Origin of the sequence: Bacillus sp. Marseille-P3661 (genome assembly GCF_900240995.1) — a bacterium.
Lineage (GTDB): Bacteria > Bacillota > Bacilli > Bacillales > Bacillaceae_J > OESV01.
Window position 1 is genome coordinate 1,346,998 of record NZ_LT965953.1, and the last position, 13,387, is coordinate 1,360,384.

Below are 13,387 nucleotides of genomic sequence, written 5' to 3' on the forward strand. Positions count from 1 at the left end.
CCTCACTGGGGGTCAGGCACCAAGGTCCGCTTACCAATAATCTTTTTCAATCCAGTCATGAACAATAGTTAAGAATTTATTCAATAATACTTCTGTTTTAGCGCTATCTACATATCCTTGATGAATCGCTTCGTTACCATCTAAGCGAATCGAATTTAGAATTTCAAATTCTTTTAGTGATAATAGTTTTTTTTCATTCAAATCGGTTAGTCTATTAAATTGGCTATCATTAAGGTCGTTAATTTTTTTTACTAAAAACCTTTCTTTTGAAAATAATTCTGCTGCTGTTCTTATATGTGCCATTGCTGCTATATAATCATAAAATCTCATAGCTTTTTTTGCACTTTCAATTCTCAATAATATATCTTTTATTCCTTCACTATAAATAATTTTTTGGCCATTTTGTCTAAGATGATTATTCTCTATATAACTATCTATATATTGGTTATACTCTCCACTTTGATTATAACCCTGTCTATCAAAGCCGCTATTATCAAAGCCTCGTTTATTATATCCTTCAATATCAAATCCATTTTTATCAAAACCCTCTTCGTTATAACCCTTTCGATTGTACCCTTCTTTATCATAGCCTTCTTTATTATAGCCACTATGGTCATAGCCATCACGGTCATAACCATCTTTATTATAGCCATTTTTATCGCAGCCTTCATGATCATAACCCTCTTTATTATAACCATAAACATCATAACCTAACGAATTAAAGCCCTCTCGATCATAGCCCTCAATGTTATATCCCTCTTTGTTATAACCCTGGCGATTATAACCTTCTCGATTATAACCTTCTTGATCATAGCCTCCACGGTTATAGCCTTCTAAATCTAATCCGTATTGATTAAACCCATCAACACCAAAACCATTATTATCAAAGTAGGTGCCATTTTTATTTAGTCCTTCTTGATTAAAACCTTTAATATCAAATCCTTCTATGTTATATCCATATTTATTATAACCACTCTTACTGTAACCGTTTATGTTATATCCTAATTCATCATATACCGTACCATTTTTATGGAGCCCCATTTTATTAAATCCTAGGTTATCATATCCATCCTTGTTATAGCCTTGTTTATTAAAGCCTTCTCGATCATAACCTTTACTGTTATAACCTTCTTTGTTATAGCCTTCTCGATTGTAGCCATTCCTGTCATATCCATATCTGTTATAGCCTTCCCGATTATAACCTTCTCGATCTAATCCTAAATAGTTAAAACCTTCCTTGTTAAAACCTTCCTTGTTAAAACCTTTTTTGTTATATCCTATCAAATTAAAACCATCTTTATCGTAGCCATCTTTATCGTAGCCATTCCTGCTATATCCATATCTGTTATAGCCTTCCCGATTATAACCTTCTCGATCTAATCCTAAATAGTTAAAACCTTCCTTATTATAACCTTCCTTGTCAAACCCTTTTTTGTTATAACCTAACAAATTAAAACCATCTTTATCATAGCCATTCCTGTCATATCCATTTTTGTTATAGCCTTCCCGATTATAACCTTCTCGATCTAATCCTTGATAGTTAAAACCTTTCTTATCATAGCCATCCTTATCATAAACACTTTTATTTATGGTATTTTCTTTATTGTAATTAGCAGGGGCCCCATGGCATTTATTACATCTGAGACTTTCACCATCGTTAAGAAAGTTTCCACAATCTAAGCACTTAAATTTTTGTTTACCATAATGTTTATTATGTTCATGTTTGCTTTCTTTTTTCTTAAAAAAGTTTTTAAACATAGTACCTCCCTTTATAAAGCAAAATTTTCTTCCAAAGACTCACGTATTCTAGAATTTCATTAACACCAAAAAGTAGACTCACCACTGATAATCGTTATCACTGGTAGAAATATTTATTTTTTACAGGAGGGTGCTATCCAAACGAGCAAACTGGATATGTTTGGAGTTTATGTGTAAAACCCTGCGTTTCATTATCCATACAGCTCACGGACACTTACCCTTACATGTCTCACCGGTTGGTCCATACATTCCTGCGTATGCACGAGGTGGAGGTCGGATATGCTCCTATACTGGGGCATTTGTCCGAATGAAATAAATATGCTCTGACTCTGCTCTATTGGTGTTTGTCAATTGATTAACTTGAGGTCAGAAGTTTTAAACTGATAGTTTATGCAACCTGTAATATTTTTCTGGGTACCCCTTGCAATAATTTTGAACCATCAAAATGGCAATGCTTTTGTCCGATGACAAAAAACACGTAGTAATTTATGACGCAAGGTAATCAAAGACTGCTGTCTCATTAAAGGTCTATTAAGGCAATTGGTTTTTCAACCCTCAAATATCATCATTACTGAAATACTATAATATATCATCAAAAACGGAAATTTCTTTAGGATTATGTGGGATAAGCCCTTCCAGCAATGATGAAGGAGTATCCTGATAAAAAACCTTTACTTCTTGCTGAGCACGAGTCAAAAGTACATACAGCAAACGTGAATGTAAATCATCCTTTGGAAAACTTTCTGCATTTATATTTAATAGGATTACAGCATCGAATTCCATTCCTTTGCAATGATAGGACGCCAGCACCGATATAGACTTATTTACAACTTCCTGCTCGGGGCTAATATAAACGACGTCTCGTTTGTTATATTCTTGTGTAAGATATTCCGCTACTTTTCTAGCTTTTTGTTCATCCTTATGAATTAAGGCAATTCTTTTATATTTCTTTTTCCATTCTTTAATAGTATGAATGATATTATCTAAGAGGTCTCTTCCTGACGTAACTTCCACAAAATTCACTTTTTCTCCCGATCTATTTAAAGGAATAATAGGAGAATGTAATAGATTGTTTTGGTTACTAAGTACAGTATTAGCTGCATCAATAATTTCTTTTGTTGAGCGATAACTAGTGTCTAAAGTCAGTATCTCGTTTTTATCCAATTTAAATACAGTATTATTTAGTTCATCCCAGTCATATTGACCGTATTTCATGAAAATAGATTGATCTTTATCACCTAAAAGAGTCATTGTTTTTGTAATTTTCTTTAAAGCGGCAAAATGAATAAAACATAGATCTTGAGCTTCATCAATCACAATATGTGAATACTCCGCAGGTTTATCATATAATAAAAGATAAATATAGAACAGCGGTGCTAAATCAAAATAGGTTACCTTATTTAACTTATAATTTGAAAATAGATCTGGTATGCCGGGGGCAAGCTCATGCTTAAAAGCATTTAATACTTCAAAAGATAAGACTTGTTTATATATATCTAATAAACTTGGACCTTTCATATTCTTCTTCCAATTATCCAACTCTAACTTAAAAATTGTACGAATCTTTTGTACTTTATACTTTGTTATTTCCTGCATTTTAACTTTTAATGCAGTAAGCTCATCCTGTTTTAATCCAGTGTCTATCAAAAATGTTTGATTAACAAATTCAAGCTGTTGCTCTAAATCTTTTACTCTTTCTTCTAGTACTCTTTTAATGTGATTCTCTACATGCACAAGAAAACGCTCAATTCTCTTCTTAAACGGCAAATACTTATAACCCTCATAAATGCTGAGTAAAGTCTCTTTATCTAGTTCCACGTCTAATATAACAACCGGTTTGATAAGGTTTTCATACTGTGTAATAAGATCTGAAATAAATATATCTAAAAGTATCGCAAACGACTCAGATCCTTTGAATTTAATAATTTTTCTTGCATTGTTATCACCGTTTAGAAAAAGCAAGTCCTCAAAATATTTATTAATTGTTAGATCAAATTTAACCGACTTTAGTGCAGGTTTGATAAAATCTAGAATTAGTTCTTGAACGGTGGAATGTTTAATCCCTTCTAAACTTAGATCAGGTAATAAGTCCTTAACAGAACTAATAAAAAGATTAGAAGGACCGAGAACTACAACTTTCTCAGGACTTATATTTTTATTGTTATATAGCAAGTATGATAAACGGTGCAATGCAATCGATGATTTGCCTGAGCCAGCAACACCTTGAATAATAACGTTTAGATCAATCGGTTGTCTTATTGCTTTATTTTGTTCTGCTTGAATTGTGGCAATAATTTCTTTTAAGTAGCCCGTTGTCTCACTATTTTCGATAATTTCTTTTAGAAAGTCATCTGTTATAGTGAGTTGATCTCCTAATTCCGTAATTGTTTTATTTAATTCACTGTCAGTTTCAGCAACCTGTTGGATGATTTTGATAAGTTTTTGATCTTTTATCGTATATTCTTTTTTTCTAAGAACATCAACTGTATATTTATAAACTTTTTTCAACTTTTCATCATTCACAGTATACCTTTGAGTAGATGCACCCGGGGTGAAATTGTAAAAAACTGAAGCAATTGGCATCCGCCAATCCACAACTACAACGTTTTCATTATTATCCTTAATCCCTTGTTTCCCTATATAATAATTTTCTATATCACCGTCTTCAGAGACTATTTCAAAACTACCAAAGTAAGGATTTTTTTCAGCACGTTCAAGCAATTTGCTATCCTGTTTTCCACGCTGATATGTGACTTCATCCCCTAAAGAATAATTTCCACTATTAAATTTATTTTTTTGTCTTGTTATTAACTCCCAAACATAATAGGATTGGTTTTTTATTCTTTCTATTGTATTATAAAGTAACTTTTGCTCCTTTTTTAATTCACTTTTGTTCATCTGGCAGGTTCCCCTTTTATTAATAATAGTACAATTATTTTTTATTAAATTTAAATTTTAATTATTTGGCAAAATAATACTAATAATTTTATAATAGCATAGGAAATAATATGCATCATAATTTTATATTAGAAATAGTTATACAAATCTGATTATTCTAACCGGACAGGTCGTGATTAATAATAGCTTTATTACCAGAAAGGAACAACATAAATTCAGATTCCTATAAGAAAAAGACGACTACCATAAGTAATCGCCTTTCAAAATAAAGAAGAAATTGTAAATTTTATTTATAATACGAAAGAACAAAATTTATATTATCATGTATAACGAAGAGTTTCCTTAATTGTTCTTACTTCTTGGTCATCTAGCAAGAATAATTTATCTAACATAAAATCAACACTTTCGTTAGTTTCTGGATGGAGGGCCGAAAAACTAATGATTCCATGGTCATTAATATTAAACTCAACCTCTATTGTTTCTCCATTATAGAAAATTGGGTGATTAAACTCCGCCTCTTTAATGGTTCTATTTCCTTTTTCTTCAAATACTTTTAGCTGAATATGTGTATTAAGTGAATGTCCAATTGTGATAGAAGTATTAAGTGCATCTTCAAGTGGAAAAATAGTTTCATGCTTTATGACAAGCTTTTTATACAATTATTAGTTGTATCGACCATTGAAGTGTGCAAAATCGACAAAAAAATGTCCCTCTGTCCCTTAAAAACTTATATTCTTTAAGTCTAGTTCTATTTCTCGTAGTTGGTCTATTCGAGTTTTAGCTTCGTTGAATTCTTTGTCTGTTAGCTGGAATAGTTTTTCTGTTTTGAAATCGACGGATTCATTGGTTCTGTCATGTAAGGCTGAGATGTTAATAAATCCGTGTTCATCAATGAATAATGTGACCGTTATTTCTTCATTTGTATAGAAAAACGGATGGTAAAAATTAACCTCTTTTATGGAGTGCTCTTTTGAAACTCTTTCTTTTAAGTCGAAGTCATAGTCTCCATATTGCTCTTTAAGAATGATATGAATATTTGTCTCAAGAGCATGCCTAATTCTGACTTGCTTTTCTGCTGGCTTTTCGAACGGAATTTTAGTTCTAGCTCGTACAAATAGGTCTGAGTGTCCTTTATGATCAATAAAGATATTATGTGGTACCTGGTTAAAGCATCGATTCAATCCAAATGGGGGAACTTCAATACCGTTTCGGATTGCTCCCAAAATAGCTGCACCCATTGCGATAGCTCGGTCATAATCACGAGATACGCTTAACTTGTTTTTCAAGCTTGGGTATTTTTCAATAAATTTTTGTTGAAAATAAGGAATTTGTGCAGACCCTCCAACAAAAATGATTTCATGAATTTCATAATAGTCTTTATTCTCTGATTCCAAATTTTCAAGGGCATTTATGACACGTTGTCCAAAATCCTTCTCTTCCAATACTTCTTCCTCAAATACTTCTCTAGACAAATCAAGGTTTGCATACATTTCAGAAGCTTGGGCTGATGGTGGAAATTCAATTGTGACGACTTCCTCAGTTGACAACTGGACTTTGGCACGTTCTGCATTCTTCTTCACATCTAAAATATATTCAACTACTTCCTCTTCAGCATGATCAGGGAACCTTTTATTCTCATAAAAGTAGTCAAATACCTCTGTTAGTTTATGAGTAAATGAATCATAATAATATGTGTGTAGATCGTATAGTAAAAATCGTGTCAACTCTAGGTCAATGACATTTCCTCCTAATACATTATCTCCTTCCGTGATTAATACATTAGGCTTTAAGTTGCCTTTTTCATCTATTGAAACATTGATTAAAGAAAGGTCCAATGTTCCTCCACCAAAGTCAAACACTAAAAAGTTTCGTTCCTCTTTAAAGAATGCTTCAAACTCCTTATCCTTAAATTGATCATAAAGGTGATACATAATAGCTGCACTTGGCTCCGTAATATATTCCACTATGTCAATTCCTGCTAATTTCCCAGACTCCAAAATCGCCTTCTTTTGGTTTTCATTAAAGTTGGCTGGTACTGTTAAAACAGCTTTTTTAATTTTGTTATTATGCAATGTTTGAAAATGTTTAAGCATTGCACCAGTGATTTCTTGTGGACTTTTTTTTACTTTTTTTCCATTAATCGTCAGCTCTAAGTTTTTTTCCATCCCTAGTCGAAGCTTTACTAACTCGACAGTTGGACCTGGGAAACGAGGCAATAATTCTTTTGCTCGATCTCCTACAATAACTTCATTTTCTTTATGAAAATGAACAACTGAAGGAAAAGAGATATTAGAATTTTCATCCTCTAAACATTCAATATTAATTGTCCCAAACAGTTCATCCACCTGTGCAGCGAGACAATTAGAAGTCCCCAGGTCTATTCCATAAATAGGCTCCATTTTATACTCTCCTCTCTAACTTTAAGGAGGTACTACTTCTCCTTTTGTGTAACCCTTTTTGTTCATTGATTTTCTTCAGGCTGTTCATGTTGTTGAGAATGGTTCACTTCTTCTTCAGGCATTTTTTCATCCTTATCCTTGCCATCTTCTTGCTTTGGCTGATCTAAATTCTTAGAATCTTGACGAATTAACTTTTCGCTAGTAGCTTTTGTTTCACTATTTTCAGCAATATATCCAGACGATGTTTCAACCCTATCTATATAGTCACTACTTCTTTTTTCCTTTTGTTCCTCTTCCATACCTTCCAAAATAAGTTGTTGTTGGTTTAAAGCTGCTTCAAATATCTACAATATCACATTCAACTTGTAAATTATCAACTTCTTTTTCCTTACCTTTTTTGGACTGCTCTTTCTCAGTCTGTTCTACCTTTCCCTTTTCAGGTTGTTTGTTCTCCATTAAGATTTCCTTTTCATTATTCAATTTATCATGCTCATCCTTAGCCTTCTCTACTTTTTCTTCTTCTTTAGTCTCTGATGGCTTTCTAGAACCTGCAGTCCTTCTTCTAGCAACATTAAGATTGTCTTTTGCAATTTTCAGCTCCTCTGGCTGGTTTTCACTTTCCGGCCAAAGCTCCGTTTCTACTAACACTTGGTACATCGTTTTAACAGCATCACTTATCTTTACGTTAACCATTTCTAACTTTTCATTTTCTGGATCATACGATTGTTGGTTTAATTTGCCTACAGTTTTAATTCTATTACGTAAGATATCTAGTTTAGCGTTGAGTTCCCGCTTTACTACCTTTTCTCGGTTCTCAACGCTACGTTCCATTTTCTCTCTAAAATCTGCGAATTTTTTTCCATCTTCCTCTTTCTGTACTAAAAGTTGATGGTTCTCTTGTTCCAACGATTCAAATGCATTTTCAATTTGTTTTAATTTTTTATCTTGTGCAGCGATTATAAAAGATAATTGACTTAAAGCCGTAATCTTTTGATTCACATAGTTTAAATGATTGGTAATCTTTTCTTCGTTAAAAAAATCCTTTACCCCTTGATCGCTCAAGTAAGTGTTATAGCTATTAGCTTTTTCCTGGATAAAAGTAAAGATTGTTTGCCAAAATTCTGGACTATGTTTCAGATTTTTTAGTTCACTTTCAAGAAATGACGTTAACTCTTCGTTTTTCATGCTTTACCCTCCCTCAATAAAGTTTAAATATCTCTAGAATCCTCACGTATTCTCAAAGTTTCATAAACACCTAATAGTTAACACACCTGAAACAGTGGATAGTATTTGAATTTCTTCAAGTTCCTTACAGGTGGAGGTGCATCCTAACCACCAAACTGGTATAGTTTGGTAATTATTGGTATAACCGTGCTATGAAAACTCCACATAACTCACGGCCGCTAACCCTCCCATGTCTCACCGGATCGGGTCCATACATTCCTTCGTCCTGCGTATCCATAAGGTGGAGGTCGGATATGCTCCTATACTGGGTCATAGCCCGAATGGTAAAAATAAACTCCGACTCTGCACTATTGGTGTTTATCTATTGAGAATATAGAGTATCTAAAGTGTTTACTGTTTGATTATGCAACCTGTAATAGGTTTTCTTGAGGTATCCCTTGTAATAACTTGGAACCATCAAATTGACATTGTTTATGTCCTATGACAAAAATGACTCGTAATAATTTACAACACAAGGCAATCAGAGACTGCTGTTTCTTTAAAGGCCTATCAGGGCGTTTTGTGTAATAATGATGCAGGGCTTTAAACGTTGGATTATGTGCAACCAGAGGACGTATAGCCATATACAAAGCCCTTCGTAGTTTACTTCGACCTCGTTTAGTAATGGTTGTTTTTCCTTTGTGTTTCCCTGAACTATTCTCTCGTAAGGAGAGCCCTGCTAAGTTAACTAGCTGCTGGGGATGCTTATAATTTTTGAGATCCCCAATTTCAGATAAAACAGTAGTGACTGTGGCCACGCCAAGTCCTGTAATATCAATCATTTCATTTGCACCAGGTATCGTTCTAACAATACCTTCTAACTCTTGATCAAGGTCTTCTAGTTGCTTTCTGAAAAGCTCTAATTGTTCAAGGAGATTAACCATCTCTCGTTGTGCAAATTGGGTTCCAATAGTTAAACCAATGCTCTTACGAGCAGCCTCTACTAACTTTGTAGCCCGTTTAATTCCAACACCTCTTTGAACAAATAGTTTCCATTCTTGAAGTATCTCTTCAGGTGTCATCTCCACGATTTGTGATGGAAATGGGAAAAGTTTTAATGTACAAAGAGCTGCTTTACCTTCCCAGTCTCCAAAGACATCGAAGAATTCTGGAAAGTAGCGATCAATCATATTTTGAATACGCCCTTCTGTAATCATTAATTGTTGGATGAGTTGATCTCTAACTTTGACGCCTTCTCTAAGTTCAGCATAGATGCCATCAAAGAGATTAGGTACAGAGTATCGCCCATCTTTAATCAACTGTGCAATTACTTTTGCATCCTTTGTATCGTTCTTCGTAGGTGAGTTGTCATCAAACTCTTTGCTTTTCTTTACATGCATTGGATTGACCAACACAATGTCATAGCCCTTTGCCGTAAGATAATAAGCAAGATTCAGCCAAAAATGACCTGTTGGTTCTACACCAAAGATAATATGATCTTTAGAATTTTCTTTTGCATGACGGTGAGCCCATTCTAGTAATAGCTCAAAGCCATGAAATCTGTTTTGGAAAATCAGACGCTTTCCGAATTCTAAGCCTCTGTCGTCTTGTGCGCGTGCTACATGCTTTTCTTTTGCAACATCAATGCCAATAACTAAAGTTGAAGGTGTGATTTGAGAGATTTTTTGATTTTGTGTATAATTCATTATGAGTCCTCCTTGGTTACTTAAATTAAGGGTCCTTAGTGCTGATCAGCTGTGGACACCTCGTATCATACCAAGGGGCTCTTTTTTTGTTCAACCCTCAAATTTCTTCATTACAGGAATGCTCCTAATTTTATAAACAATGAAACCCTGAGATCCAGCGATTAAAATTCCTCTTAAAATGATGACAATACATCACAACGTAAACATTTACCTCAGGTTTATTAAAATATGCTAGCCAATGGTTTAGCTTTTCTTCCCATTGTTCCTCATGTAACTTTTCCCAATAGGTAAGCCACTGATAATCCTTTATTAACACACCTGTACGTTCAAATCCTTTTGATGTAAAATCAACTCTTTGTTTAATACGGTTATTTTTTTCAGGTGGATTCAATCTGTCAACTGAACCAATTTTCACTACACCATAACGGATATTTGAGTTGGAATAAAAACGCCTTGCAGAGATTTGTAATTTCTCAAATAAAGCTGTCATTTCTTCAGGTGTTTTGTTTTGTATGAAGGTTGGCTCACCTACCACCTTGAACAACTCTCCCCTGTCAGGAATTACATCTGCTTCTGTTACGGCAAACATATCCCAAACAGGTTTCTCATTTTTAAAGAAATCTCTCTTTTCAATATTCAAGGATTTATAATCCCCTTCATTCAAGTCATACGTGATCACCTTATATTTATGAGGATCCATTTCTGAAATCGCAATTGTTAATAATTGACTCAATTTTCTCCCTCCGTTGTAAAGTGATGAAGACACACGTCTCGAACCTTACAATACTGACAAAGCAATGGGTGTGTATCTAATTTACGCAAAGACTTATTACCAAATTTTTTTTGTTCGTTTGAAAAGTGCCTACTATCATATTCCCAGGCAGGGCGTAATAGATCATCCCCATCCTCATCTGTTAGTTTTCGATATAAAAACTGGACTCTAAACTGCAGGTACTCGTCATCTGGGGTTCGATTTACATCATTTCGAACCCATTGTTCCATATCATAAAAATCTATATCTTTCCAAAATGGAAAAAACTCTCGCAGGTTCTTATTTTCTTCCGCTACTAGACTACTAGGGTCTACATTCCTTTTATTGCTTTCACGCATAATCCACTCTACTAAGATCGCTCGATAATACAGCTTACAATGATACTCATTTTCAAAATAATTATCATCTTCGAGTAAATAGTCGTGAACATATCGATACTCACATAATGAAATGCTACGCGCTTCATTTACTTCATTTAATTGAATATCTATTCCATTATTGCCTTGTTCCCTTTTCCCTGTGTTTACACCCATTCTTGGAGAAGGTTCATTCTTAACCTTTACTCCAACCATGTCTAGTAAAAAGTATGGGGTTTCCTTTTCCCCTTCACTATTTTCTATAAAGCTCAAAAGCAACTTATCATTGGAAAAATAGTTCACATTAAAGAAGGCGTAACTAATAAATCGGGAATATTCCTTTTTACATGTAAACACGGTATCGAGTTCCTCTAAATAGCCATTGTACGCATTAAAGAAGTTACTATTTAACGGCCAAGGCAAAAGATCTTTTATAGGGACTTTCATTTTTTGATCAGATAATATACTAAGATGGAAATTTGAAAGAGCAGTTCGGTTTTTAGGTTTCGACTTTTCTACTAACAAGTCCCCTTCTAGTTGTTCAAAGTTTTTCACAATCCAATTCGCATCATCTTCATCTTGTGGACGATTTAGATAAAAATGAATCGTTTCCTTTAAATCTTCTATACTTCCTTCTACTTGTAATTGGTCAACCCTGGATAAACGTTCCTCTAGCAAAGCAAGTATTTCATTTTCCTCATCGGAAACCTCAGCCCCAAAGTTTGTTGAAATTAATTTAACTAACCTTTTAAAATGGTCTTGGTAATTGACATATCCATTTGTATTTTCACCAAATAAATGATTAGCAATCGTAAATAAGTCCGATATCACTTTTTGAAAATATTTCAATTCACTAGATGAACAATGATAGAATGAAAAACCCCTGAGTCTCGCTATAAACCACTCTTTTCCTTCCTCTATCACACCAACCACTTTAATTAAACGATCAAGCCTCTTCAAAAATTGATCGATATTCTGTAAGTCCTTAAAAAACAACGCTATTTTATTATAGATTTGTAAAGGGGACTTTCCTTCTTTTGAATTAACAATATTTATAGACAGACATTCTCTAAGACTTCTTTCATTAATAATTAACATCTTTTTATCTGCGTCCCACATATTGTATAGACCTAAAATATACTGTCCAATTGGATACGCTAAAAAGTGCTTATTTCCAAATTGCTCAGGGTGGTACATTTTCAATAATTCATGAACTTGACTATTATTTGGTGCATAGAAGTGTTCTGCCATATTTGCAAGTTTCTTCGGCCCCTTAGCATTTTTATAAATGTGTGAGACGTGATCTGAAAAAGATGTTATGTTATCAAATTTGATAAGTTCCATCCCTTCCACATTGCTATTTGTTCGTTTTCCATCTATTAAATCTCCAATCGCTTTTCCTAAAGATTTCTCCTTAATTGGAACAGAAAGCGTTGGATCACTTTCGAAATCGATCCCTGTCCAGCTATAGACCCTTTTCCAGGTAGCGAAGGTTTGCTCATATTGCTCCATATAATGAAACACAAAGATCACAGAGATGTTATTTTGGTTTAAATGTTTAATAAACTTAAGCAATAAAGGAGTGAATTGGTGTACCCCATGAATAACAATCTTGTCTACTGTATAAGTAGGTTTAAGAATCATCTCTTTAATCTTATTTATATGCTGAAGCTCTTTTTCTAGCTCTATCAATTGACGTTCACTAGAAGTGGTTGCTCTTCTACGCGCACTCCGATTCCCAACTACATTAGGTGCTTGCTCTTTAATAGTAGCCTCCTGTTTAAACTTTTGTTTCTGTTCTTTTACCTTTTTTTCTTCTTTAATTAACAAGCATTCTACACTTTCTAACACACTTTCTTGATCTTTGTCTTCGATCTTTTTCAACTTGCCCCATTCATCTTTTGGAAGTAAATTTTTATATATAGTTAAAAAGACTTGTTGTTCTTCTGTACATTGAGATTCATCAAATCCATTTGCCTCGACCTCAAGCTCAATTAGAAACTTCAGCGCTTGCATGACCTCTCTTTGATTAAACTTAAGTGACTTTTGTAGTTTCTTGTTCGGAATAGTAATAATTTCTTCACTTAAAGACAAATATTGTTTGATTTCATTTTCTGGATTGTCAACCCAGATTTCATAAAAATCCTTCAAAAAGTTATCTATTGTGCTTATAAATAAGAAGTTATCTCTTCCATGTGCAGCTTTTAATCCGTTTACTAATGTTTGTGAAACACAAAGGTTTGGGGAATCTTTTATTTCTTCCCAAAAGAAAGTCTCCTTTAACGCAAACGGGTCTGCGTACGTATAGATTTTATTCATCTAAATAACCCTTTC

At 33.8% G+C, this 13,387-nt stretch carries 9 protein-coding genes and 1 pseudogene; all 10 read right to left on the reverse strand.

From position 1 onward, the window contains the following. Positions 1-30: 30 nt before the first annotated feature. Positions 31-1,758 carry a DUF4145 domain-containing protein gene (locus C1724_RS06395; protein WP_102345874.1) on the reverse strand — a complete coding sequence of 576 codons (1,728 nt, stop codon included), beginning with the start codon at positions 1,756-1,758 and terminating at the stop codon, positions 31-33. Between the two features lie 388 nt (positions 1,759-2,146). Further along, positions 2,147-2,291, reverse strand: a pseudogene (locus C1724_RS26335) (IS110 family transposase); the annotation flags it as partial. 46 nt (positions 2,292-2,337) lie between these two features. Beyond that, complete coding sequence (locus C1724_RS06400; protein ID WP_102345875.1) at positions 2,338-4,656, reverse strand: HelD family protein; 2,319 nt, start codon at positions 4,654-4,656, stop codon at positions 2,338-2,340. A 320-nt stretch (positions 4,657-4,976) separates the two neighbouring features. Continuing rightward, positions 4,977-5,315 (reverse strand): hypothetical protein, encoded by a 339-nt coding sequence (locus C1724_RS06405; protein ID WP_102345876.1) that lies wholly within the window; start codon positions 5,313-5,315, stop codon positions 4,977-4,979. Positions 5,316-5,375: 60 nt separating this feature from the next. Next, the gene (locus tag C1724_RS06410) at positions 5,376-7,055 is read right to left on the reverse strand and encodes an Hsp70 family protein (protein WP_102345877.1); all 1,680 of its coding nucleotides are present in this window, start codon (positions 7,053-7,055) and stop codon (positions 5,376-5,378) included. A gap of 62 nt (positions 7,056-7,117) precedes the next feature. Then, a complete protein-coding gene (locus tag C1724_RS06415; protein WP_102345878.1) occupies positions 7,118-7,354 on the reverse strand; it encodes a hypothetical protein in 237 nt (78 codons plus the stop codon). Positions 7,355-7,391: 37 nt separating this feature from the next. After that, on the reverse strand, positions 7,392-8,240 hold the full coding sequence (locus C1724_RS06420; protein ID WP_102345879.1) for a hypothetical protein: 849 nt from the start codon (positions 8,238-8,240) through the stop codon (positions 7,392-7,394). A gap of 401 nt (positions 8,241-8,641) precedes the next feature. After that, positions 8,642-9,925, reverse strand: coding sequence for an IS110 family transposase (locus C1724_RS06425; RefSeq protein WP_102345880.1), 1,284 nt, complete (start codon positions 9,923-9,925; stop codon positions 8,642-8,644). 130 nt (positions 9,926-10,055) lie between these two features. After that, a complete protein-coding gene (locus tag C1724_RS06430) occupies positions 10,056-10,658 on the reverse strand; it encodes a hypothetical protein (protein WP_102345881.1) in 603 nt (200 codons plus the stop codon). Next, a complete protein-coding gene (locus C1724_RS06435) occupies positions 10,655-13,372 on the reverse strand; it encodes a hypothetical protein (RefSeq protein ID WP_102345882.1) in 2,718 nt (905 codons plus the stop codon). The genes C1724_RS06430 and C1724_RS06435 overlap by 4 nt, the downstream gene beginning before the upstream one ends. Between the last annotated feature and the right edge of the window lie 15 nt (positions 13,373-13,387).